Below are 24,616 nucleotides of genomic sequence, written 5' to 3'. Positions count from 1 at the left end.
TTCAGTGATTTAGCCGTAGAAGTGTGGGCGATCCGGCAGGCTGACCTTCACAATCTGCTCACTGCCCTGGGCCTCGATACACGCATCCGCCGCCACCGCCGCCGCAAAGCCATCCCACGCCGACGGCCCACCGACCTGACCAGCACGCACGCTATCGATGAAGGCCTGCAACTCCACGTCATAGGCCCCGATAAAACGGTCCTTCCAATCCATCAGGATCGCATTCGACAGCTTGGCATCGCTGCGCAGCTGTACCTGGGACGGCTCCGGCAATTTGGCGATGCCGGTCTCCCCCACCACTTCGCACTGGATGTCGTAGCCGTACTGGCAGTTCACAAACACTTCCACGTCGATACGAGTGCCCTTGGCGGTTTCCAGCAGCACGATCTGCGGGTCGCGCAGATGGGCCAGGGCCTTGCTGGTCTTGCGCGGGAACACCACCTGCACCGACACGTAGTCGTCGTTGAGCAGCCAGCGCAGGACATCCAGCTCGTGGATCAGGGTGTCGGTGATCGCCATGTCGGTCTTGTAGTTCTCGCCCACCGTCGGGTTACGGTGCGCGCAGTGCAGCATCAACGGCTCGCCGATCTGGCCGCTGTCGATCACCGCCTTGAGGGCGCGATAACCTTCGTCATAGGGGCGCATAAAGCCCACTTGCACCAGGCGCTTGCCGTAGGCCACTTCGGCGTCGACGATCTTGCGGCAGCCTTCGGCCGTCACCGCCAGGGGCTTTTCGCAGAACACCGGTTTGCCGGCGGCGATGGCGGCGAGCACGAACTCCTCGTGGCTCGGGCCCCAGGACGTGACCAGGATCGCCTCGACCTGCGGCGAGTTGATCAGCCCATGGCCGTCCGCGTACACCTCGGCGTCCAGCTTCAACTCCGCGACCACCTTGGCGGCCTGCTCAAGGTTGATGTCGGTCACCGCCACCACCTGGCTGTTGAGCAGGGTCTGGCTGCACCGACGAATATGATCGCGGCCAATGGCGCCGGTACCGATTACACCAAGCTTCAAAGACATACAAACGCTCCTCTAGTTATTAGTACTGCCGGGCCTTGGCCAGGTGTTCATTGAGTTTTTTCGCCGCCGCGTTGGTGCGCTCGCTGGTGGACACCTGCGCCACCCCCACCCGCCACCACGACAGGTAGCCGTGGACCATGGTCTTGGGCAGGACCTTAATGTCGATCAGGGTCGAGACGCTTTGCGTGCGCGCATCGGCCAGGGCCGCCTCCAACTGCTCCACCGTGCTGACCTTGTAGGTCTTGCAGCCATAGGCCGCCGCACTCATGGCGAAGTCCACCGGCACCAGGCCGCCGTCGAGCTTGCCGCTCTCGGGGTTGCGGTAGCGGAACTCGGTGCCGAAGCTGTCCATGCCGTTGCCGATCTGCAGGTTGTTGATGCAACCGAAGGCCATGTTGTCGAGCAGCACCACGTTGATCTTGCGGCGTTCCTGGATCGAGGTGGCCAGCTCCGAGTGCAGCATCATGTAGGAGCCATCGCCGACCAGCGCATAGACCTCCTTGGAGGGCTCGGCGAGCTTCACGCCGAGGGCGGCATTGATCTCATAGCCCATGCACGAATAACCGTACTCGACGTGGTAGGTGTTGACGCCCTTGCTGCGCCAGGCGCGCTGCAGGTCGCCGGGCAGGCTGCCGGCCGCGGCGACGATGATCGCGTCGTCGGCCAGGGTCTGGTTGAGGACGCCGAGCACCCGGCTCTGGGTCAGGCATGAGCCGGTCAGTTCGATAAATTCACGCAGCACGGCGCGGTCAAGGTGGTCGTCGACTTCCGGCACAAAATCATCGCCTTGGTACTCGACCTGATGCACACGGTCCACTTCGGCGTCCAGTTGCGCCTTGGCGTCGGCGATCTGCTCGCCCCAGCCGGAACGGTAATCACCGAGGGCATCGGCCAGCGCTTCGAGGGCGACCTTCGCGTCGGCCAGCACCTGCACGCCGTCGAGTTTCAAGGCGTCGCAGGGGCTGATATTGAGGTTGAGAAACTTCACCTCGGCATGCTTGAACAGCGATTTCGACGAGGTGGTGAAGTCGGTGTAACGGGTGCCGATGCCGATGATCAGGTCGGCCTCGGGCGCCAGCAGGTTGGCGGCCAGGCAGCCGGTTTCACCGATACCGCCCACATTCAGCGGATGGCTCGAGACCACCGCGCTCTTGCCCGCCTGGGTTTCGGCGAAAGGAATATCAAAGCGCTCGGCAAAGGCTTGCAAGGCAGCATTCGCTCCGGAGTACTTCACGCCGCCACCGCAGATGATCAGCGGTTTGCGCTTGCCCCGGAAGGCGGCCAACCCATCGCCGATCATCGCGGCGGTGGCCGGGCGGCGGTCGATACGGTGCACCCGTTTTTGCAGGAAGTAGTCGGGGTAGTCCCAGGCTTCGGCCTGCACGTCCTGGGGCAGCGCCAGGGTCACCGCGCCGGTTTCGGCGGGATCGGTGAGCACGCGCATGGCATGAATCGCCGCCGTCATCAGTTGCTCGGGGCGGTTGATGCGGTCCCAGTATTTGCTCACGGAACGGAAGGCATCGTTGGTGCTGATGCTGAGGTCGTGGAACTGCTCGATCTGTTGCAGCACCGGGTCGGGCTGGCGGCTGGCGTAGACATCGCCGGGCAGCAACAGCAACGGGATACGGTTGGCAGTGGCGGTCGCCGCAGCGGTGAGCATATTCGCCGCACCTGGGCCGACAGAGGCGGTGCAGGCGTAGATCTTGCGGCGCAAGTGCTGCTTGGCAAAACCGATGGCGGCATGGGCCATGCCCTGCTCGTTACGGCCCTGATGCACCACCAGGTCGCCGCTGTCCTGTTCCAGGGCCTGACCCAGGCCCAGCACGTTGCCGTGGCCGAAAATAGTGAACACGCCGGCGACGAACTTGCTCTGCACGCCATCGACTTCGATGTACTGGTTATCCAAAAACTTCACCAGGGCCTGGGCCATGGTCAGTCGGGTGGTGGTCATGTCGCGCCCCTTATCGTTTCTGCAGGTGGGCGATGCTTGCCCCCAAGGCCTGCTGGATATCCGCCAGCTCGTGCACGCTTGTCGCAAACGGTTCGAACGACAGGTAGCCGCTGTAACCGCTGCTGAGCAAGGTGTCGATCTGCGCGGTATTGCCGAGGATATCGCCCTCGCCCACCAGCACGCGGTGGCCGTCGCGGATCGAATTGAGCGGCGCCTCGGCATCTTCCACGCCGGAGATATGCACCAGCCCGGTCAGTTCCGGGAAGAACTCATGCTCGCTGGCCAGGTGGTGGTGGAAGGTGTCGTGCACCAGGCGGAATACATCCAGGCCGCCGATGGACTGGATCGCATCCACCGCCACGCGCTTGCGGCGCATGGCACATTCTTCAAAGCCCAGGGGCTCGATAAACCCGAGAATCCCGTACTCGCGCAGGATCGGCGCCAGTTGGCTCAACGCGGTGCGCAAACCGGCGGCGCGCTGGGCTTCGTTGCGGGTGTCGCCGGGTTCATTGAACGGGCACATCACCAAGCCTTGCGCACCACATTCGCGGGCATAGGTGGCGAGCGCTATCGCCTGGGCGCGGCGCTCGTCATTCCACACATCAAAGGGGTACAGCGCGTTGATCGACAGCACCGTGATGCCCTGGGCCGCGCACAATTCGCGCACGCGGCCGGCCGGGGTGCCGTATTCGATCTGGCGATCCTTGAGGTCGTTGCGAATCTCGATGGCATCGCATTTCAAGGCCACGGCCAGCTGGATGAAATCCGGCAGGGACAGGTTGGGCGCGACCATACGGTTGAGGGCAAAGCGTAGAGGCGACTTCATTGTTGTTCTCCGTCCAACACCGTTTAAAGGTCCAGCAGCCAGCTGTGCTGCGGGTCGTTGTGGAAATGCCAGGCGCGCTTGGGGCCCGCCATCACGTTCAGGTAGTAAGACTCGTAGCCATACGGCACGCTGACCGGGTGATAGCCCTTGGGCACCACCACCAGATCACTGTTTTCCACGGCCATGGCCTGGTCGATGCTGCGGTCGTCGGTGTACACCCGCTGGAACACGAAGCCCTGGGGCGGGTTGATCTGGTGGTAGTAGGTCTCTTCAAGAAAGCTCTGGTGCGGCAGGTCGTCGGTGTCGTGCTTGTGCGGCGGGTAGCTCGACGAATGCCCGGACGGCGTGCGCACTTCCACCACCAGCAGCGAATGGGCCGGGTCGGTGTCCGGCAGGATGTCGCACACGTAGCGGGTATTGGCGCCTTTGCCGCGTACGCTGCGCTTGCACTGTTCAGGACGGATCAGGCGTGGCTCGAAACCCGGAGCACCCGGTGCGGCGCACACGGCAATCTGCACGTCGCTCAACGCCGTGACCTGGGCATCGGTACCCGGCGGCAGATAGGCGGCGAACGGCGATTTGTCCTCGAACACCGACTGGCGATCACCGAGGTTCTGCCAGTTGAAGCCCTCGCCTTCGATATTGACCCGACCGCTGAGCAGCACCAGGCACAGCTCCTGATCGCCGGCAGTCACCGGCAATGTTTCGCCAAGGCTCAGGCGGTAGGCGGCAAAGCCTACGTATTCCAGGCGGCCCTCTTCCAGGGCGACCATGGTTTGTCCGCGTTTACTGCTCTTTACCAGCAAGCTCATGGTTGGGTCCTCTCATCGAGAAGCGCACGCAATGTGTCATAGCCCTTTTTCGCATAGACGTAGCTGGGCGCCACGGCCGGATCCTGCTCGGCTTCTACCACCAGCCAGCCCGCGTATTTCGCGGCCATCAGCACATCGAGCAACTCGGCAAAATCGATATCGCCATCCCCGGGCACGGTGAAGGTGCCGTTGACGATGCAATCGGGGAAGCTCCACATCTGGTTGCGCGCCAGTTGCACCACGGCTTTGCGCACGTCCTTGAAATGCACGTGGCAGACGCGGTCGATATGCTTGCGCAACACCTCGATGGGTTCGCCGCCGCCCATATAGCAGTGGCCCGAATCGAACAGCAGGCCGACTTCCGGCCCGGTACGGCCCATCAACTGATCGATGTCTTCAGGCGATTCGACATACGCGCCCATATGATGGTGGTACGCCAGGCGCACGCCCTGGGACAGGGTGAAACGCGCCAGCTCCGTGAGTTTGTCGGCGTAGTCCTGCCAGGCCTGTTCACTCTGAAACCGAGGACGCTCGATCAGGCGAATGCGCGAGCCCTGGATCGAATCGGCCACCTCGCCGTACACCAGCACCTTGGCGCCGTTTTGTTTCAGCAGTTCGACGTGGCCGGCGATGGCTTCGATTTCTTCGGCCACCGAGCGACGGGCCAGGCGACTGGAGTACCAGCCGGAGACCAGCGCCAGGTCATAGGGGCGCAGGACGTCGCCGACGCCCTTGGCGTCCTTGGGGAATTTGCCGTTGAGCTCGAAACCTTCGTAGCCGATTTCCTTGCCTTCGCTCAGGGCGGTGCTCAGCGGGGTTTCACCGCCGAGGGCCGGAAGGTCGTCGTTGCTCCAGGAGATCGGGTTGATGCCAATTCGGATTGCGGGCATGGCTGCACCTTTATTATTTTCTGGTATCACTGAGATCTGCTTTCTGTGGGAGGGGGCAAGCCCCTCCCACATTGGATTGCATTTCAAATTAAGAACTTGGTTCAGCCTCGGGCACTGCGCCAGGCGTTGATCAACTGCTCAAAGGTCGCCTGGACCTGCTGGATCAACGTCTCATCATCGATCTCCCCCGCCATCCACAAACGGCTCGGCTCCTGGAAAATCGTGCGGCCCACGGCAAACCCACGGCAGGTGCTGCTCTGGCTGGCTTGCTGGAAGCCGGCGGACAGGCATTCGGCCGAGGCGTTCAGGCCCAGCAACACCACGCCACGGCAGTACGGGTCGCGTTCCTGGATCAGTTCGTCGAGCTTTGTCCAGTCCTCGGCCGACTGTGCCTCGATTTTCCACCACGCCGGGTAGATACCCAGGTTGTACAGGCGCTTGAGGCTGCGATAGAGCACGTCCGGGTAAGTGGACGGATGATCCTTGGGCGGGATGACTTCCAGCAGCAGCTCATGGCCGCTGGTCACCGAAGCCTCGTACACCGCCTTGAGCTGCGCTTCCTGTTCCAGGCGCAACATGGGCTCGTCGTCGGGGTGGTATTGCACCAGGCACTTGATGATCTGTTCCTGGGGCCAGGCAATCAGGTTGCTGCCGATCGAGCGGCCATGTTCGAACGCCAGGGGCCGCGAGTTCTGCACCTCCACCGGACGCGCGATCCACCAGCCGCGACCGCTGGCGGCATTGAGCGCGTCCTGGCCGAAGCGCTGGTCGGCCAACAGGCCCACATCGGCCTCGACGCCCTGCTCGGCGAGCTTTTTCTCCACGCGTTCGATGGCCTGGATAAACAGCTGCTTGATCTCGCTGATCCGGGTCAGGTCCTGGCCGCCGCGTTGCGCCAGTTCCACCAGTTGCCAGCGGTGATCGAAGGCAAAGATGAACAGCTGCTTCCAGGCCTTGCGCGGCACGGTGACGCGGTGCAGGCGTTGCAGGGTCGCGTCCTGGTCAGGCCGGGTGATCGGCACCGGGCTGTTGAACAGGTAATCCAGTTCGGCCGGGGTCGGCATGGCCGGCGCACAGGCGTGGCGCGAGACCACGAGACCACCGCAGGCATTGGCCAACTGGCTGCAACGCTCATCGCTGGCGTCATTGATCCAGCCGCTGAGGAAGCCCGACATAAAGGCATCGCCGGCGCCCAGCACGTTAAGCACTTCAACCCGCACGCCAGGGTAGATGGCGCCCTCTTCCAGGCGCGCCGGGATTGCACCGTGGATCACCGTGCAGCCTTGCGGGCCGAGCTTGACCACCAGGGTCGCCGGGGTCAGTTCACGCACGGTGCGCAAGGCGGTGAGCAGATCTTCGCTGCCGCCGGCAATCAAAAACTCTTCTTCGGTGCCGACGATCAGGTCGAAACGCGGCAGGATTTTCTGCACATGCTGGCTGACGTTCTGGTCGGCGACAAACCGGGTTTCGCCGTCGGCCTTGCCCGCCAGGCCCCACAACACGGGGCGGTAGTCGATATCCAGCACGCGCTTGACGTTGTGCTTGGCCGCATAGTCCAGGGCCTGGATGCTGGCCTTGTACACGCCGTCGGTGGAGAAATGCGTGCCGGTGATCAACAAGGCTTTGCTCGAGGCAATAAAGGCTTCGTTGACGTCTTCGGCGCGCAGGGCCATGTCGGCGCAGTTTTCGCGGTAGAACACCAGCGGGAAGGTTTCGCGGTCCTTGAGGCCCAGCAGCACCATGGCGGTGAGGCGTTCCGGGTCGACCTTGATGCCGCTGACATCGCAGCCTTCGCGGGCCAGGGATTCCATCAGGAAACGGCCCATATGGTCGTCCCCCACCCGGCTCAACATTGCCGACTTGAGCCCCAGCCTGGCAGTGCCGAACGCGATATTGGCGGAGGAACCGCCGAGGTATTTGGCGAAGCTGGACACGTCCTCAAGCCGCGCACCTACTTGCTGTGCGTAGAGGTCGACGCCCAGGCGCCCGAGGCAAATCAGATCCAATTGACGCCCACTGGCAAAACGAGTCTGGCCCATGCTGGCTCCTGTTATTTTTATCAGCCTGCGTTGTGCCGTCGTGGCGACGGCAAACGCTCTTGGTGGGAGCAGACTAGAACGTCCGGCGGCGGCAATCAATATTTATTCCAGAATTATTTTTAGTGGAATATTTTTTCCAATACGTCAGCATAGGGGCATGCCAGCTGCCGTGCATCGTTTCAGCAGGCCACGCGGGCCGTGATGCCGGGGTATTTTTTTACGCCTACCCTGTAGACTTGCGCCACCCACCAGCGCATCAGAAGAACACGCCAGAAGGATTGCCCATGTCCCGCACCGATCCCGAGACCACCCTGGAAGACACCATCGCCAGCCCTCCGATCAATGCCGAACGCCTGTTGCAGCTGATCACCGACGAGTACGAAAGCCTGCCGCGCCAGCTCAAGCGCATCGCCAGCTACATGAGCCAGCAGAGCGACCGGATCATGGTCGACCGCATCAGCGACATCGCCCGCGAATGCGAAGTGCACCCCTCGGCGATCGTGCGGTTTTCCCAGCGTTTCGGCTTCAGTGGGTTCAGTGAGATGCAGGCGCTGTTTCGCGAGGCCTACACCCACAAGACCACACCGGTGCAGAACTACCAGCAGCGCATCCGCAGCATGATCGCCAACAAGTCGCAGAAAGCCAGCGGCGGCGACCTGGCCCGCGAGTGCGTCAACGCGACCCTCTCGGGTATCGAGCGCCTGGGGCTGGAACTGGATGATGTGGCCTTCGACAAGGCCGTCGACCTGGTGGTCAACGCCGACAATATCTACGTGGTTGGGGTGCGCCGGTCGTTCGCGGTGGCCGATTATCTGGTCTACAACCTGCAGCACACCAACAAGCGCATCCACCTGATTTCCGGTTTGGGCGGCAGCTATCGCGAGCAGATGCGCAGCGTGCGCGCCAATGACCTGGTGATCGCCATCAGCTTCACGCCCTACGGCAAAGAGACCCAGCACTGCCTGCGGATCGCCCAGCACCATCAGGCCAAGACCCTGATCATCACCGACAGCAACCTGTCGCCCCTGGCCAAGCGGGCCAACGCGGTGCTGCTGGTGAATGAAGGCTCGTCGTTTGCCTTCCGCTCGTTGAGCGCCACCTTGTGCCTGTGCCAGGCGTTGTTTATTGCCGTGGCGTATCGGTTGGAGTTGAAGGTGGATGAGATTCACGAGCAGGTCGGGTTTGATGACTGACTATCAAACACCGCAAATCAAATGTGGGAGGGGGCTTGCCCCGATAGCGGAGTGTCAGTCGACAGCAACATCAACTGATACACCGCTATCGGGAGCAAGCCCCCTCCCACAATGGACCGAGATAGGCCGGGGATCAGTGCATGAAAATTGCGATCAGGATGATCACCGGGATCGGCACGCCGAGGAACCACAGAAGTAATGAGCGCATGGTGTTCTCCTTGAATTAACGAACGTAGGTTTCGGTTTCGACGTACACCACGGCATCGCGGCGACGGCCACCAAAGGTTGCAGCGAAGCTGGCAAAGAAGGCGCCGATCAACAGGGCGACAAAGGTCCACAGCGAGGTATAAGCGGCGACTTTGGCGGCCGTTTCAGCGGCTTGCTTGGCCTTGAGCTTGGCGTCTTCGACGGCTTTACGCGCGTCGCCGTAGACTTTGTCGATACGCGCTTCGGCATCGGCCTGGCTGAGGTTGGTGCGCTGGCTGATCAACTGGGCCAGGTAGGCACGGTCTTCAGCGGCGAGTTGGCCGTCGTTGCTCAGGGTGCGGGTAAAAATGCGCGCAACCACGCCATGGGCAGCGTCATCACTGACGGCAACCGGGCGATCGTCACGAAACAGGCTGTCGACGTAGTAGTCAAAATCGCCGCCGTTGACGCCTTTGGCTGCGCTGCCTGCGGCCTGGGTGATACCGCTGGCCGCACCGGCTGCCACGCTGGCACCGGCTTTCACGCCGCCGGTGAGCACACTGCTGACCGAACCGACCACCAGCACGGCAGTGATCAGCGTGGCGACGGCCCAGGCCAGGAAACCATGGGCGGTGTCGCGAAAGTACACTTCATCGCCATGCATATTGGCCCACTTCACCCGCAACCGGCCGGCGATGTAACCCCCCAGGCCCGAGGCGACGATCTGGGTAAAGGCCAGCCAGACAATCGTGGAAATGCCAAGCCCCTTGGCGCTGATGCCGCTGTCGGCCCACGGCGACACCGCCGAGAAACCCAGGCCGAAGCCCAGCAATACCAGAATCAGGGATAACGCAGCCGCCGCAGCGGCCCCGGCAAAGATAGCCCCCCAGGAAACCCCGGAGCGCGCGCTCGACTCTTGCAGCGTGGATGACGATGTGATCATTGTTATGGTGCTCCCGGCAGGAAAAATAGTGTTACAAGTCTCAAAAGGCACAGTGCAGGCAGCATGCCAGTCGCGCTTAAAATTAAATCCGTTGTATTTCAACAGGTTAAGTAAATTGAACTTGCCTGAACCATGCAACTTGCAAGAAATGATTGTTGCAGGCGGGCGTAATGCATTCCCTGTGGGAGGAGATTGCTCCCCGGCCGGTACCGTCATGAAAGTTGTGTCAGTTTTGCCAACATGAAGTTTTATTTAGGAAGCGTTCAGCCGTTTCTTGGCAAAATGCCCCCACTTCTAGTGTGAATCGCTCACCAGGTAATCCTATGACCCGCATTTTGACCATCGAGGATGACGCCGTAACGGCCCGCGAGATCGTCGCCGAGCTGAGTAGCCATGGACTGGACGTAGATTGGGTGGACAACGGCCGCGAAGGCCTGGTCCGCGCCGTGAGTGGTGATTACGATCTGATCACCCTCGACCGCATGCTGCCGGAACTCGACGGCCTGGCCATCGTCACCACCCTGCGCACCATCGGCGTATCGACGCCGATCCTGATGATCAGCGCCCTCTCCGACGTCGACGAGCGCGTGCGTGGCCTGCGCGCCGGCGGTGATGACTACCTGACCAAGCCTTTCGCCTCCGACGAAATGGCCGCCCGCGTCGAAGTGCTGCTGCGCCGCAAAAGCACGGTCAAGGAATTCGAAACCGCCTTGCGCGTGGCCGACCTGGAACTGAACCTGATCAGCCGCGAAGCCAGCCGTGCCGACCAGCCCCTGAGCCTGCTGCCCACCGAATACAAACTGCTGGAATTCCTGATGCGCAACACCGGGCAGATCCTGTCGCGGATGATGATCTTCGAGGAAGTCTGGGGCTATCACTTCGACCCGGGCACCAACCTGATCGACGTGCACATCGGCCGCCTGCGCAAGAAAATCGATCCACCGGGCCTCCCGCCGCTGATCCGCACGGTACGAGGTTCCGGTTATGTCATTGCTGAACCCCTCTAAGGGCTGGCGCTCATCCAGCAGCCGCTTGCTGGCGCTGTACAGTTCGTTGTTCGTGGCCTGGAGCTGCATCCTCATGGGGGTGCTGTATTACGAGGTCTCGGGTTACCTGAGTGACCTGTCGCGCCATTCGCTGATGCAACGCCAGCACCTGTTCCAGCGCTTCGACGGCGAAGAACTGGTGGAAGCGTTGACCACCAGCATGACCTTCGACATGAAGGGCGTGGACGCCTACGGCCTGTTCGATGAGCAGTTCCGCCCCTTGAGTGGGCCGATCCGCGCGATTCCCCCCGACCTGCCGCTGGACGGCAAGATCCACGCCCTGGCCAATTGCGTCGACTCCGACGACCCCAAACTGCCCAAGGACAGCTGCGACGCCGTCGCCAGCCATACCGACGACGGCCGCTGGCTGGTACTGGTGCGCGCCAATGGCTCGCTGTTCGGGGTGACGCGGATCATCTGGCATGCCCTGCTATGGGCGCTGTCCCTGACCATTATCCCCGGCGCCGCCGGCTGGCATCTGTTGCGTCGCCGCCCGCTGCGCCGGATCCGCGGGATCCAGGCCAGCGCCGAAGCCATCGTCGCCGGCGACCTCACCCACCGCTTGCCGCTGTCCAACCGGCGTGACGAACTGGACATGCTCGCGGCCATCGTCAACGCCATGCTCGATCGCATCGAGAAGCTGATGAACGAGGTCAAGGGCGTGTGCGACAACATCGCCCACGACCTGCGCACCCCATTGACCCGCCTGCGCGCGCAGCTCTACCGCATCCGCCAGGAGGCCGAGCAGGACTCCGGCTACGCGGTGAAACTGGACGACGCCATCGCCGAGACCGACACCCTGATGGCGCGCTTTCGCGGGCTGCTGCGTATCTCCGAGCTGGAAGACCACCAGCGCCGTTCCGGTTTCCTGGTCATGGACCCGCTGCCGCTGCTGCGCGAGTTGCATGACTTCTACCTGCCCCTGGCCGAGGAAGGCGAATTGCAGTTGCGACTCGAAGTCCCCGAGTCCCTGCCATGGATCACCGGCGACCGCGCCCTGTTGTTCGAAGCCCTGGCCAACCTGCTGAGCAACTCCATCAAGTTCTCTCCAGCGGGCGGCGCAGTGATCCTGCGGGGACTCAACGATGCCGGCAGCACGCGCATCGAAGTGCACGACTCCGGGCCCGGCATACCGGCGGCGGAACGCGATGCGGTGTTCCAGCGCTTTTATCGGGTGGATGAAGGCGACCAGCAAGGCGGGTTTGGGTTGGGTTTGTCGATCGTGGCGGCGATCATCAACCTGCATGGGTTCAAGCTGGAAGTCGGCACCAGCGAGCAAGGCGGCGCGCGCCTGGTGCTGGAGTGTCGCCAGCAGCTGATGCCCGAAGCCTGATCCATAAGCCAGTGAGGTCAAACTGTGGGAGGGGGGCTTGCCCCAATGCCAGTCAGTTAAGGAGGAACACTGTAACTGTGGTGAGCGGGCTCACCACAGGTTACGAGTAGTCCTCAGATCACGTGGGCACGTGGAGGTGCACTCTCGAATGCGTTATCGGGTGAGCCTGCGCAAGCTTATTGTGGTGAGCGGGTTTGCTGTGGTGAGCGGGCTTGCCCCGCGCTGGGCTGCGAAGCAGCCCCAATCAGGCTCCCTGTGTTCTGTCAGGTAAACCGCAGCGCCTGGTTTTGGGTCTGCTGCGCAGCCCAACGCGGGCGGTGCGACGATTCGACAAGCCCGCTCACCACAGGGCAACTCGCCAGTCTCTGAAAGTTGTGAAGATAGCTATCGCCCCTCCCACATTAGTCTTGCATTGCCTGGTAGAACGAATCAGGCCGGAAAGTTGGCGCGCAACGCCTCGACCCCGCCTTTGTACATCCCGGCAAACAGCTCTTCCACCGCCGCCTCCGTAGTACCCGCCGCCGGGGTAAACACACCGGACCAGGTCACTTTCGCCGACGAATCACTCAACGCCTCAACCTGCACGGTCGCAAGATAGGCACTCACCGGAAACGGCGACTCTTCAATGGTGTAGCTGTAAGTACGCCCGACGTTATCGAAGGTCTGCAAACGCTCGACGATCACACCGCCGTCGGCGGTCGTCAGATGGCGCACGCGGCCACCTTCACCGGGCTCGCTCTTGGCGATAAACGGAAGCCAGTCCGGCAGGCTGTTGAAGCCACCCACCAAGTGCCAGACCGTCTCGGCCGATACCGGGATTTCAATCACTGCAGATGCTGTTGGCACGCTAAATCTCCAAAAGTCGTAGGAAAACGTCGTGCACAGCCTGCCACGCCCCGGACTTCAATGCATCAATTCCCGCAAGCGATGCCACGCCATTCCCAACGCCAGCAGCGGCGAGCGCAACGCCTTGCCGCCGGGAAAGGTCATGTGCGGCACCTGGCTGAAAATATCCAGGCCCTGGCTGTGGCCCGCGTGTATGCCTTCGGCCAGCAGCCGCGCGCACCAGTGGGTCACGTTGAGCCCATGCCCGGAATAGCCCTGGGCGTAGAACACGTTCGGGTATTGCTTGAGCCGCCCGATCTGAGGGAAACGGTTGGCGGTGATGCCGATCCTGCCGCCCCACTGGAACGCGATGGCGGTGTCGGCCAATTGCGGGAACACCTTGAGCATCTTGGGCTGCATATAGGCCGCGATGTCTTTGGGATCGCGCCCCGAGTAATGGCAGGCGCCGCCGAACAACAGGCGACGGTCGGCGGACAACCGGTAGTAATCCAGGCCGACTTTCTGGTCGCACAGCGCCAGGTTCTGCGGGATCAACTGATTGGCCTGTGCAACCGACAGCGGCTCGGTGGCGATGATGTAGCTGCCCGCCGGCAGCACCTTGCCGCTCAGGCGCGGTTCCAGTTCCTCCAGGTGCGCATTGCAGGCCAATACCAGGCTGGCCGCGCGTACCGTGCCGCCAGCGCAACGCACCTGCACCGTGTCGCCGTGGATCAGTTCCAGCACTTCGGTGTGCTCAAAGATCCGCACCCCAAGGGACTCGGCCACCTGCGCCTCGCCGAGCACCAGGTTCAGCGGGTGCAGGTGCCCGGAGCCCATGTCCACCAAGGCGCCTGCATACTGCGTCGAATCCACCACGTCGCGGATGTCCTGCGGGCCCACCAGGCGGGTTTCATGCACATAACCCAGGCGCGCCAGGCTGTCCTGCTCGCCCTTGAACGCAGCGAACTGCGCCGGGGTGTTGGCCAGCTCGGCAAATCCCCAGCGCAAGTCGCAGTCGATCCCGTGCTCGCGAATGCGCTCGCCCACCAGGGCCACCGATTCGATCCCGGCCCGTTCCAGGTAACGCACGCCCTCCTCGCCCACGTACTTGGCGAACCCCGACACATCGTGGCCGATCCCGCGAATCAACTGCCCGCCATTGCGCCCGCTGGCGCCCCAGCCGATACGCCGGGCCTCCAGCAGGATCACCGAGAGCCCGCGTTGGGCCAGTTCGATAGCGGTGTTGACCCCGGTAAAACCAGCGCCGATCACACAGACATCGGCGCTCAGGTCGGCGCCCAGTGCCGGGCGCTCCGGCATGGCATTCGCCGACGCAAGGTAGTAGGAACGGGCGTGGTCGCTGGATAGGGTCATTTGTTGGTCTTCACTTTGCTCCAGGCGCGCGTCATCAGGCGCATGGTCGCCGGGGTCGGCGTGGTGGAAATATAGAGTTTGTCGAGCACGGCCTGGGACGGGTACACCTCGGGGTTGTTCACCAGTTCCGGGGCCATGAACGCCTTCGCCGCCGGGTTGGCATTGGCGTAACCGACCGAGGCGCTGACCTTGGCGATCACTTCAGGGTCGAGCAGGTAGTTGATGAAGGCATGGGCCTCTTTCGGGTGACTCGCATCGGCCGGGATCGCCAGCAGGTCGAACCACAGGTTGGAGCCTTCCTTGGGAATCGAGTAGGCGATATTCACGCCGTTCCTGGCTTCCTTGGCGCGGTTGGCGGCCTGGAATACATCACCGGAATAACCGAACGCCACGCAGATATCGCCGTTGGCCAGGTCCGAAATGTACTTGGAGGAATGGAAGTAGGTGATGTACGGCCGCAGCGTCAACAGCTTGGCCTCGGCCTGCTGGTAGTCCTCGGGGTTCTCACTGCGCGGGTCCTTGCCCATGTAGTTGAGGATCGCCGGGAACAGCTCATCCGCCGAGTCGAGGAAGGCCACGCCGCACTGGTTGAGCTTCTTGAGATTCTCCGGTTCGAACAGCACCGCCCAGGAATCGATATGATCGATACCCAACACCTGCTTGACCTTGTCGACGTTGTAGCCGATGCCGTTGGTACCCCACAGGTACGGCACCGAGTGCGCATTGCCCGGGTCGTTTTTCTCCAGCAGCTTGAGCAGCTTGGGGTCGAGGTTCTTGAAGTTGGGTAACTGCGAACGGTCGAGCTTGAGGAACGCGCCGGCCTTTACCTGGCGCGCCAGGAAGTGGTTGGAGGGCACCACCACGTCATAGCCGGTGCGACCGGCGAGCAACTTGCCCTCCAGGGTTTCGTTGGAATCGAACACGTCGTAGATCACCTTGATCCCGGTCTTGGCCTGGAAATCCGCCAGGGTGGTCTCGCCGATATAGTCGGTCCAGTTGTAGACGCTCACCGTCGGCGCGGCTTGGCCGGCACCGCTGAACGCGGCCACCAGGGCCAGCGGAAGAAGCTTGTTCACAAGACGCATATCGACACCCCTTTTGTGTTTTTTAGACGCTCAACAGCAGGAACTCACGCTCCCAGGAACTGATCACCCGCTTGAAATTCTCGTGCTCGGCGCGCTTGACCGCGACGAAGCCGCGCACGAACTTGTCGCCCAGGTACTGCTTGACCGTGTCGCAGTCCTCCATCCGCGCCAGGGCGTCTTCGAGGGTGAACGGCAGGCGCAGGTTGCGGCGCTCATAGGCGCGGCCTTCTACCGGGGCGCTGGGTTCGATCTGCTCGATCATCCCCAGGTAGCCACACAGCAGGCTGGCGGCAATGGCCAGGTAGGGATTGGCATCGGCGCCCGGCAGGCGGTTTTCCACGCGCATCGCATCCGGGCTCGAGGTGGGCACGCGCAGGCCGACAGTACGGTTTTCTTCGCCCCACTCCACATTGACCGGCGCCGAGGTGTCCGGCAGGAAGCGGCGGAACGAATTCACGTTGGGCGCGAACATCGGCAACAGCTTGGGGATGTACTTCTGCAGGCCGCCGATATGGTGCAGGAACAGCGGGCTCATGTTGCCGTCGGCGTCGACAAACACCGGCTTGCCTGTGGCGATCTCCACCACGCTCTGGTGCAGGTGCATGGCGCTGCCGGGCTCGTCGGCCACCGGCTTGGCCATGAAGGTGGCGGCCACATTGTGCTTGAGCGCGGCTTCGCGCAGGGTGCGTTTGAACACGGTGATCTGGTCGGCCAGGTCGAGGGCATCGCCGTGGCGGAAGTTGATTTCCATCTGCGCCGGGCCGTCTTCATGGATCAGCGTATCGAGGTCCAGGCCCTGGGCTTCGCACCAGTCGTAGACGTCTTCGAACAGCGGGTCGAACTCGTTGGCCGCATCGATGGAGAACGACTGGCGCCCGGTTTCGGCACGGCCGGACCGGCCAATCGGGGTTTTCAGCGGCAGGTCCGGGTCTTCGCAGCGCTGGGTCAGGTAAAACTCCATTTCCGGCGCGACAATCGGCTGCCAGCCCCGGTCGGTGTAAAGCTGCAGGACTTTCTTCAGCACGTTGCGCGGCGACAGTTCGATGGGGTTGCCATGCTTGTCGAAGGTGTCGTGGATCACAATCGCGGTGGGCTCGATGGCCCACGGCACCACGTAGGTCGCGTTGGCCACCGGGCGGCAGACCATATCGATGTCGGCCGGGTCCAGCAGGTCGTAGTAGATCTCGTCGTCGACAAAGTCCCCGGTTACCGTTTGCAGCAACACACTCTCCGGCAGGCGCATGCCTCGCTCATGCAGGAACTTGTTGGTGGGCGCAATCTTGCCGCGTGCGATGCCAGTCAAGTCACTGATCACGCATTCGACTTCGGTAATCTTGTGTTCTTTCAGCCAGGCGGACAGCTGATCGAAGGGGGCGTTCATAAGGACCTCATCATGGGGTGGGTGCTGCGCCGGCTTGTACTCGCGGCGCATTGAGGTCTATCTTGGGCCAGCCTTCACAGGCCATCTATCCACTTTGCACGCAGCACAACGCACCAATAGAGTGCGCACGGATCACCCATGACCCAGGCAACCGCTTTGCGCGTACAGGCCTTCACCACCGCTGATGTGGCCGCCCAATGCCGTGCGACACCCGGTTGGGTGCAGCAGTACCAGCAGATGTCCCCGGGGCATTTTGCCGGGCGCGTCCGCTACCTCGACCTGCACGGTGTGCAGGTGTACGAAGAGAGCATGAACACCCGTGTGGAGCAGCACTTCAACGCACCGCCGGGCGCGCTGGCGTTCTGTTTCGATGGCAGCGACAACGCGCTGTATCTGCTCAATGGCGAAAGCCGCAACACCTGGATCACCCCGGAAAACTACCGCGAAGTGGCGGTGGTGTTCGGGCCGCAATTCGTGCAGCGCCACGGCCTGGATGTGGAGACGCTGGAAGGCCTGTTCATGGCGCCGCTGACCTGCCAGCAGAACGCGCTGTTCAGCCGCTGGCTGAGTGGCACCCTGACGCGCTTGTCCACGGTCATCGACCCCGTTTCCCTCACTCAGCAACTGCTCGACGACTGCCTGTTCATCCTCGACAACGCCTGCGTGTGCCTGGATCGCAGCTCATTGCAAAAGCGCAGTGAAGAACGCCGGTTGATGGCGCGCATAGGCGAGTGGGCGGCGGATGCGCCGGACGAAACCGTCAACCTGTTGGAACTGGCGCGGATTGCCGGCGTACCGCTGCGCCAGTTGCAACAAGGGTTCAAGACCTACACCGGGATGAGCCCGGCGCAGTGGTTGCGCCTGCGCCGGTTGAACGGGGCACGGCGGGAATTGTTGAGCGGTGCCGGAACGACCGTGGCCGAGGTGGCGATGAATTGGTCGTTCTGGCATTTGGGGCGGTTCTCCAACAGCTATCGAGCGTTGTTCAAAGAGCTGCCGAGCGAAACCCTCAAGCACTCACTTTGAAATGCATCTGAAAATGTGGGAGGGGGCTTGCCCCGATGGCGATGGGTCAGTCAACATCTCTGTATCTGAACTACCGCAATCGGGGGTAAGCCCCCTCCCACATTGAATTGCATTTCAAGGTTGGGATTTTAGGAAGGTTGAGATTAGTTGGTTAACCCGCTCCGCCGCCTCCAACTGCACCATATGCCCCTGCCCCGGCAGAGTCTCCACCTGGGCCTCCAGCCCCTGGGCATGGCCGGCCGGGATGATTGCATCGTCACTGCCCCAGATCACCAGGCTCGGTTGCTGCCCCACTACGTTGCGCAAATCCAGGCGCTGGCGCCCATCCTCGAACAGTTGGGCATTGAGCTGACGAAGCGCCTGGTCCACCCCTTCCAACCGCTTGAACTTGAGCATGTCCTCCAGCATCTGCCGCGTCACCAGCGCCGGGTCGCTGAACAGTTGCATCAGTTGCGGCTTGAGCGCGTTACGGTTATTGGCTTCGGTGAAACCTTGCAAGTAATCGCCATTGATGTCCGCACCCAGCCCGGCGCTGGCGATCAGGGTCAGCGAGGCAACGCGCGCCGGCGCCTGGCCGGCAAGCGTCAGGCTGACCAAGCCGCCCATGGAGTGCCCGGCCAGGTGCACGCGGTCGAGCTTGAGGTGATCGAGCAAGGCCAGCACAGCCTGGCTCAGCTCTTCGGCGTCACCGGTTTGCAGATGCTTGCCCGACTCGCCATGCCCCGGCAGGTCCAGGGCGATCACACGGCGCTCGGCGGCCAGGGCCGGTTGGTTGAACAGCCAGTTGTTCAAGTCGCCGCCAAAGCCATGCACCAGCACCAGCGGCGTACCGCCGTCGCCCAGGTCGAGATAGCGCAGCAAGCGCCCGCCCACCTCGACCTTCTGCGCACTCGGCCCGGTGGCTTCGGCTTCGGCGCTGCTTGAGACGAACCCGGCGTTGAAGCTTTCGATCACCGCATCGATCTCCGCCTCGCTGGCCTCACCTTCCACCACGATCCCCAGCAGCGCGCCCACCGGCAAGGTCTCGTCGCTCAGCGCCAGCACGCGGCGCAGCACACCACTGAACGGCGCCTCGACACTGCTGGAGATCTTGTCGGTCTCGACGTCCAGCACTTCCTCGCCCTTCTCCACCCGGTCGCCGGGCTGCTTGAGCCAGACGTCGATGCGGCCTTCGGTCATCGACAGCCCCCACTTGGGCATGGTCAAGGTATGGATCATGCGGCGTTCCTCTTGTCGGCGATCTTCAGCACGGCGGCCTCGATCTTCGCGGCGTTGGGGATGTACAGGTCTTCCAGCGCATCGGAAAACGGCACCGGCGTGTGCGGCGCGGTGACCATCTCGATCGGCGCACGCAGGAACGAGAAGCCCTGCTGGGCCACCAACGCACTGATGTCGGTGGCGATGGAACAGCGCGGGTTGGACTCGTCGATCACCACCAGGCGCCCGGTTTTCTCCACGCTCTCGAGGATGCTGTCTTCGTCCAGCGGGCTGGTGGTGCGCAGGTCCAGCACTTCGCAGTCGATGCCCTGGCGTGCCAGGTTGGCGGCGGCTTCCAGGGCGATATGCACCATGCGGCCGTAGGTCACCAGGGTCACGTCGCGGCCTTCGCGCACAAAGTTGGCTTCGCCGAACGGCACGGTGTAAAGCTCTTCCGGCACCTCACCTTGGAGGCTGTAGAGCATCTTGTGTTCGAGGAAGATCACCGGGTCGTTGTCGCGGATCGCCTGGATCAGCATGCCCTTGGCGTCATACGGCGTGGCCGGGCACACCACCTTGAGGCCGGGAATGTGCGTCCACATCGAGGTGAGCATCTGCGAATGCTGGGCGGCGGCGCGCAGGCCGGCACCGTACATGGCGCGCACCACCAGCGGCGTGGTGGTCTTGCCGCCGAACATGTAGCGAAACTTGGCGGCCTGGTTGAGCAACTGGTCGAGGCAGCAGCCGATAAAGTCGACGAACATCAATTCGCACACCGGGCGCATGCCACGGGTGGCGGCGCCGACGGCCATGCCGACGTAGCCGACTTCGGACAACGGCGCATCGAGTACGCGGTCCGGAAACTCCGGGTACAGGCCCTTGGTCACGCCGAGCACACCGCCCCAGGCGTCCTGCTCGCCGGGGGAACCGGTGCCGCCGGAGACGTCCTGGCCGATAATGAACACGCTCTGGTCGCGGCGCATTTCCTGGGCCAGGGCTTCGTTGATTGCCTGCTGATAGCTGATTTTGCGAGCCATGAAATTCTCTCCGAGTCTTGTAGTTATTAGCGGTAGGCGACGTAGACATCACTGAGCAGGTCGGCGGCCTGGGGCTTGGGATCGGACTTGGCCAGGCGCACGGCGTCGTCGATCAACTGCGCGACCTCGCCGTCGATACGTTCGAATTGGGCCGCGTCAAGCCAGCCTTCGGCATTGCAGCGCTGGCGGAACAGTGCGAGGCAGTCGTGGGATTCGCGCAGGTTCTTCACCTCGTCCGGGCCACGATAGGTTTGTGCATCGCCTTCGAAGTGGCCGTAGAAGCGACTCAGCTTGACTTCCACCAAGGTCGGCCCGTCGCCTTTGCGTGCACGCTCCACGGCCACGCCCAACGCCGCGTGTACGGCAAAGAAGTCATTGCCATCGACAATCACCCCCGGCATGCCAAAGCCCACCGCCCGCTCGGCAATGTCCTTGCACGCCACCGACCAGCCGGAACCGGTGGCCTCGGCATAGCCGTTGTTCTCGGCAACGAACAGGCACGGCAGTTTCATGATCGACGCCAGGTTCATCGCCTCGAACACCGCGCCCTCGTTGGAGCCGCCGTCGCCGAAAAATGCGACCGCCACGCCCTGGCTGCCCTTGAGCTTGGAGGCCAGCGCGGCGCCCGCCGCCAACGGCGCACCCGCCCCGACAATGCCGTTGGCGCCGAGCATGCCCTTCTCCTGATCGGCGATGTGCATGGAGCCGCCCTTGCCTCCGCACACGCCGGTTTTCTTGCCGTAGATCTCGGCCATCATGCCAAACACATCCACGCCCTTGGCGATGCAATGGCCATGGCCACGGTGGTTTGAGGCGATGCAATCTTCATCGTTGAGGTGGGCCATGACCCCCGCTGCGCTGGCTTCCTGGCCGGCATACAGGTGCACGAAACCGGGGATCTCGCCGGTGGCGAATTCCACATGCAGGCGTTCTTCGAAATCACGGATGGTGCGCATCACGGTGTAGGCATGCAGCAATTGATCGGTGGACAGGTGGGTGGACATCTTGTTGTTCTCCAGGTTGTCTCGACACACAAAAGGCTGGCTGCGGCCAGCTGCAAGCGGTTCAGCACAGCCTGTGCCAAGGTGCGATGAAACCTGGCAAAGCCTTGATCCAGAGCAGTGCCGTGCGGTTGTGCCGGGACGGTATGCCTGTGCAGAATGAGACGGTGCATTGCACTGTGCAGGCGGCGTCTCGGCCGGAATGAGACGCCGCGTCTCACGCGGGGCTGTTGGTCAGGTCGCCCTTGTCCCCTCGCGCCCACGGGCGCTTAATGGCGGGCATAACAACAAAGATCGAGAACCGGAGGCCTTATGCTCGCCGCGAACTCCAGGGAGCACGTCGACTGCGTCAGTCGCGTGGTCCGCAATGCCGATCGCCTGCCCCAGGCGCCGGTGCCGTCGCTGATTTTCGATTCATGGCGGCGTTCCATTGAACAACACCACCTCGACCCCAGCTCGCTGCAGGGGCCACGCATCCTTACCGAACCCTTGCTCAAGGAATGCCGCGAACGCGCCGAGCTGTTCATGCGCATCGCCGGCGAGGAAGTCGGGCAACTGCACCACCGGGTGCGCCACGCCGACTACTGCGTGATGCTCACCGACGCCCAGGGCCAGACCATCGACCACCGCGTCGACACCACCATTCGCAGCGACTGCCGCAAAGCCGGCCTGTACCTCGGCACCTGCTGGTCGGAAGCCGAGGAAGGCACCTGCGGCGTGGCCACGGTGCTGACCAGCAAGGCCGCAGTGACCGTGCACAAGCGCGACCACTTCCGCGCCGCCTTCATCAGTTTGACCTGCTCCGCCGCGCCGATCTTCGACTCCCAGGGCAACCTGCTGGGGGTGATGGATGCCTCGGCGCTCAAATCCCCGGATGACCGGCGCAGCCAGCACCTGGTGCGGCAGATGGTGGCCCAGAGTGCCCTGGCCATCGAAAACGCCTTCTTTATGCACAGCGCCCGCGAGCACTGGGTGCTCCAGGCCCACAGCACACCGGGCTACGTGGACAGCCAGCCCGACCTGCTGCTGGCCTGGGACCAGGACGGGCGCCTGCACGCGCTGAATAGCAAGGCGCGCCAGGCACTGCGCCGGCGTTTCGGCCAGGTGCCGGAGCATATCGGCGAAGTGTTCGACCTGGATGCGTTGCGCTCGGCCACCGATCAATCAACCCAACACCTGCAATGGCTGGGCGAGCCTGGCATGCTGCACGTGCGGGTCAACGCGCCGCGCCGCAAACCGTCACGGCCCGTTGCGCACACCCAGGTCGACCCACGGGTGGAAGAACACCTGCGCCTGGCCGTGCGCGTCAAGGACCGCAACCTGCCGGTGCTGGTGCAGGGGGAAACCGGCGCCGGCAAGGAAGTGTTCGCCCGCCAGCTGCACGAACGCAGCGCCCGGCGAACAGGGCCCTTTGTGGCGGTGAACTGCGCGGCGATCCCCGAGAACCTGATTGAAAGCGAGCTGTTCGGCTACGTGGCCGGGGCCTTTACCGGTGCGTCCAGCAAAGGCATGCCGGGGCTGTTGGTGCAGGCCGATGGCGGCACCCTGTTCCTCGATGAAATCGGCGATATGCCGCTGGCGTTGCAGACGCGCCTGCTGCGGGTGATGGCCGAGGGTGAAGTCGCGCCCCTGGGCGGGGCCAAGACCCGCACGGTAGACATTCAGGTGATCTGCGCCAGCCACCGCGACCTGGCCGTGCTGGTCGGCGACGGGCGCTTTCGCGAAGACCTGTACTTCCGCCTCGGCTGCGCACGCTTCTACCTGCCGCCGCTGCGCGAGCGCAGTGACAAACTGGCATTGATCAACCGGCTGGTGGAGCAGCAAGCACGCGGCAGCGGCGTCTCGGTCGGCATCGGCCAAGCCGCGCTGGAACGCCTGCTGGGCTATGCCTGGCCGGGCAATGTGCGCCAGCTGCACCACGCGCTGGCGTATGCCTGTGCGGTATGTGAAGGCGGCACCATCCAGTTGGCGGACTTGCCGGTGGAAGTGCGTGGGGAGCAGGTTTCGCCAGCCGCGGAACCTAGCGTGAGCCCGGAACGCCAGGTGGTACTGGACGCGTTGATCCGGCATCGCTGGAAGCCGTTGCCGACGGCGCAGGCGTTGGGCATTTCCCGAGCCACCCTCTACCGCCGAGTCAACCAACTGGGCATCGACATGCCCGGCAAGCACTGACACAACGGGGGTCAACAATGTGGGAGGGGCGGTGCGACGATTCGACTTGCCCCCGATCAGCATGGGTATCTACACAACTTCAATAGAAATAGTGCGTAGCAGCTGTCGAGCGCAAGCGAGGCTGCGTCAGGCGCGCGGCCGATTCAGGCTCGAGGCGCGGCCGACGCAGCCTCGCTTGCGCTCGGCAGCTGCTACGGATTTGCGTGGTGTTGGATAAGGCGGTATCTACGCAGAAGGCTCGCTCAAGTTGTGTAGATACCCATGCTGATCGGGTGCAGTCGAATCGTCGCCCCCCCCTCACACATTTAACACCGTAGGCCTTGGGAGATCAGCGGTAAACCAGCCCGCCATCGATCAACGGCGCCTGCCCGGTCATGTAATCCGCGTCCGGTCCCGCCAGGTAGGCCACCAACCCCGCCACATCCTCCGGCGTTTGCGCACGGCCCAAGGCAATCCCATCCACGTACTTCTTATACGTCGCACCCACTTCAGCCCCGGTAATCTCGGCCATGCGCTTGTCGATCTCCACCCACATATCGGTGCCCACTACGCCCGGGCAGTAGGCGTTGACCGTGATCCCGGCGCTCGCCAGTTCCTTGGCCGCCGCCTGGGTCAAGGCGCGCACGGCGAACTTGGTGGCCGAGTACACGCCCAGCAGCGCGAAGCCTTCGTGGCCGGCGATGGAACAGGCATTGATGATCTTGCCCTTCTGTTTGAGCGCCTTGAATTTCCTGCCGGCAGCCTGGATGCCCCACAATACGCCCTGCACATTGATGCCCAGGGTGCGCTCGACCTGTTCCGGGCTGACGTCCAGCAGCGCGTCGATCTGCGCGACCCCGGCGTTGTTGACGATAATGTCGAAGCCGCCGAGGGTCTGGTGTGCGTGTTCGACCGCCGCCACCACCTGGTCGCGCTTGGACACGTCGGCGATAAACACCGAGGCCTTGCGCCCCAGGGCCACGACTTCGGCGGCCACGGCTTCGAGCTTGGCGCCATTGATGTCGACCAGGGCGATGTCGGCACCGTCCTGTGCCAGGCGCAGGGCGATGGCCCGACCAATGCCCTGCCCGGCGCCAGTCACCAGCGCAACTTTTCCAGCGATACTCATGACAATCTCCTGCAACGATGAGAGAACGTTGTCTATCGCAGGTACGCGCACGGGCTGTCGAGGCGCAACGGGTTTGGCATAGGCGTTGAGACGCCCTGTCTCAGCGCACGCCCGTGTACCGAACGCTTGTAAAACCTGGCCGTTATGCCTAGCTTATGCGCCCCCCGCCCT

20 protein-coding genes are annotated in these 24,616 nt (G+C 63.0%); 5 read left to right on the top strand and 15 right to left on the bottom strand.

Annotated features, from left to right (window positions below; genetic code table 11):
- Nucleotides 1-9 precede the first annotated feature (9 nt).
- From Q8X51_RS23665 to Q8X51_RS23640, 6 genes are all read right to left on the bottom strand, one after another.
- A complete protein-coding gene (locus Q8X51_RS23665; RefSeq protein ID WP_330216052.1) occupies nt 10-1,020 on the bottom strand; it encodes a Gfo/Idh/MocA family protein in 1,011 nt (336 codons plus the stop codon).
- A gap of 19 nt (nt 1,021-1,039) precedes the next feature.
- Complete coding sequence (gene iolD, locus Q8X51_RS23660; protein WP_407694564.1) at nt 1,040-2,971, bottom strand: 3D-(3,5/4)-trihydroxycyclohexane-1,2-dione acylhydrolase (decyclizing); 1,932 nt, start codon at nt 2,969-2,971, stop codon at nt 1,040-1,042.
- 10 nt (nt 2,972-2,981) lie between these two features.
- Nucleotides 2,982-3,797, bottom strand: a complete 816-nt coding sequence (locus Q8X51_RS23655; RefSeq protein ID WP_065927949.1) for a TIM barrel protein — start codon at nt 3,795-3,797, stop codon at nt 2,982-2,984.
- Nucleotides 3,798-3,820: 23 nt separating this feature from the next.
- Entirely contained in the window at nt 3,821-4,609 is a 789-nt protein-coding gene (gene iolB / locus Q8X51_RS23650) for a 5-deoxy-glucuronate isomerase (protein WP_065927950.1), read from the bottom strand.
- Nucleotides 4,606-5,499 (bottom strand): myo-inosose-2 dehydratase, encoded by an 894-nt coding sequence (iolE, locus tag Q8X51_RS23645; RefSeq protein WP_065927951.1) that lies wholly within the window; start codon nt 5,497-5,499, stop codon nt 4,606-4,608. The genes iolB and iolE overlap by 4 nt, the downstream gene beginning before the upstream one ends.
- A 101-nt stretch (nt 5,500-5,600) precedes the next feature.
- Entirely contained in the window at nt 5,601-7,538 is a 1,938-nt protein-coding gene (locus Q8X51_RS23640) for a bifunctional 5-dehydro-2-deoxygluconokinase/5-dehydro-2-deoxyphosphogluconate aldolase (RefSeq protein WP_065947721.1), read from the bottom strand.
- A gap of 284 nt (nt 7,539-7,822) precedes the next feature.
- Between Q8X51_RS23640 and Q8X51_RS23635 the strand changes: the two genes are divergently transcribed.
- Complete coding sequence (locus Q8X51_RS23635) at nt 7,823-8,731, top strand: MurR/RpiR family transcriptional regulator (RefSeq protein WP_010211026.1); 909 nt, start codon at nt 7,823-7,825, stop codon at nt 8,729-8,731.
- Nucleotides 8,732-8,954: 223 nt separating this feature from the next.
- Here the strand turns inward: Q8X51_RS23635 and Q8X51_RS23630 are convergent, their stop codons facing one another.
- A complete protein-coding gene (locus Q8X51_RS23630; protein ID WP_323146817.1) occupies nt 8,955-9,860 on the bottom strand; it encodes a hypothetical protein in 906 nt (301 codons plus the stop codon).
- Nucleotides 9,861-10,183: 323 nt separating this feature from the next.
- On the opposite strand from Q8X51_RS23630, the gene Q8X51_RS23625 reads away from it, so the two are divergent.
- Both Q8X51_RS23625 and Q8X51_RS23620 read left to right on the top strand, forming a co-directional pair.
- Complete coding sequence (locus tag Q8X51_RS23625) at nt 10,184-10,867, top strand: response regulator transcription factor (RefSeq protein ID WP_027606536.1); 684 nt, start codon at nt 10,184-10,186, stop codon at nt 10,865-10,867.
- On the top strand, nt 10,845-12,239 hold the full coding sequence (locus Q8X51_RS23620) for a sensor histidine kinase (RefSeq protein ID WP_065927954.1): 1,395 nt from the start codon (nt 10,845-10,847) through the stop codon (nt 12,237-12,239). Before Q8X51_RS23625 ends, Q8X51_RS23620 begins: the two co-directional genes overlap by 23 nt.
- Nucleotides 12,240-12,668: 429 nt before the next feature.
- Here the strand turns inward: Q8X51_RS23620 and Q8X51_RS23615 are convergent, their stop codons facing one another.
- Genes Q8X51_RS23615 through Q8X51_RS23600 form a run of 4 tightly spaced genes read right to left on the bottom strand, consistent with a single transcriptional unit; the run spans nt 12,669 to nt 16,904 of the window.
- Nucleotides 12,669-13,085 (bottom strand): SRPBCC family protein, encoded by a 417-nt coding sequence (locus Q8X51_RS23615; protein ID WP_065927955.1) that lies wholly within the window; start codon nt 13,083-13,085, stop codon nt 12,669-12,671.
- 57 nt (nt 13,086-13,142) lie between these two features.
- Nucleotides 13,143-14,438: an NAD(P)/FAD-dependent oxidoreductase gene (locus Q8X51_RS23610; RefSeq protein ID WP_407694563.1), complete on the bottom strand. Its 1,296-nt coding sequence runs from the start codon at nt 14,436-14,438 to the stop codon at nt 13,143-13,145.
- Nucleotides 14,435-15,523, bottom strand: a complete 1,089-nt coding sequence (locus Q8X51_RS23605) for a polyamine ABC transporter substrate-binding protein (protein ID WP_027606540.1) — start codon at nt 15,521-15,523, stop codon at nt 14,435-14,437. Before Q8X51_RS23605 ends, Q8X51_RS23610 begins: the two co-directional genes overlap by 4 nt.
- A 22-nt stretch (nt 15,524-15,545) precedes the next feature.
- Nucleotides 15,546-16,904 carry a glutamine synthetase family protein gene (locus Q8X51_RS23600; RefSeq protein ID WP_407694562.1) on the bottom strand — a complete coding sequence of 453 codons (1,359 nt, stop codon included), beginning with the start codon at nt 16,902-16,904 and terminating at the stop codon, nt 15,546-15,548.
- Between the two features lie 138 nt (nt 16,905-17,042).
- Between Q8X51_RS23600 and Q8X51_RS23595 the strand changes: the two genes are divergently transcribed.
- Entirely contained in the window at nt 17,043-17,930 is an 888-nt protein-coding gene (locus Q8X51_RS23595) for a helix-turn-helix domain-containing protein (protein ID WP_065927958.1), read from the top strand.
- A gap of 114 nt (nt 17,931-18,044) precedes the next feature.
- Here Q8X51_RS23595 and Q8X51_RS23590 read toward each other — a convergent pair whose 3' ends face one another.
- The 3 genes from Q8X51_RS23590 to Q8X51_RS23580 are packed head-to-tail and all read right to left on the bottom strand — an operon-like array spanning nt 18,045 to nt 21,168.
- Nucleotides 18,045-19,148, bottom strand: a complete 1,104-nt coding sequence (locus Q8X51_RS23590; protein ID WP_407694561.1) for an acetoin dehydrogenase dihydrolipoyllysine-residue acetyltransferase subunit — start codon at nt 19,146-19,148, stop codon at nt 18,045-18,047.
- Entirely contained in the window at nt 19,145-20,164 is a 1,020-nt protein-coding gene (locus Q8X51_RS23585; RefSeq protein ID WP_027606544.1) for an alpha-ketoacid dehydrogenase subunit beta, read from the bottom strand. The genes Q8X51_RS23590 and Q8X51_RS23585 overlap by 4 nt, the downstream gene beginning before the upstream one ends.
- Before the next feature lie 26 nt (nt 20,165-20,190).
- The gene (locus tag Q8X51_RS23580) at nt 20,191-21,168 is read right to left on the bottom strand and encodes a thiamine pyrophosphate-dependent dehydrogenase E1 component subunit alpha (protein ID WP_065927960.1); all 978 of its coding nucleotides are present in this window, start codon (nt 21,166-21,168) and stop codon (nt 20,191-20,193) included.
- Between the two features lie 309 nt (nt 21,169-21,477).
- Here Q8X51_RS23580 and Q8X51_RS23575 point away from each other — a divergent pair, with 309 nt between their 5' ends.
- Nucleotides 21,478-23,337, top strand: coding sequence for a sigma-54-dependent Fis family transcriptional regulator (locus Q8X51_RS23575; protein ID WP_407694560.1), 1,860 nt, complete (start codon nt 21,478-21,480; stop codon nt 23,335-23,337).
- A 328-nt stretch (nt 23,338-23,665) separates the two neighbouring features.
- Here the strand turns inward: Q8X51_RS23575 and Q8X51_RS23570 are convergent, their stop codons facing one another.
- Entirely contained in the window at nt 23,666-24,445 is a 780-nt protein-coding gene (locus Q8X51_RS23570) for an acetoin reductase (protein WP_065927962.1), read from the bottom strand.
- Nucleotides 24,446-24,616: the final 171 nt, after the last annotated feature.

Source organism: Pseudomonas sp. Yb2C2, from assembly GCF_052112325.1.
Taxonomy (GTDB): domain Bacteria; phylum Pseudomonadota; class Gammaproteobacteria; order Pseudomonadales; family Pseudomonadaceae; genus Aquipseudomonas; species Aquipseudomonas marginalis.
The sequence above is the reverse complement of the archived record's forward strand: the minus strand, read 5'-3'. Positions and strand labels throughout refer to the sequence as shown.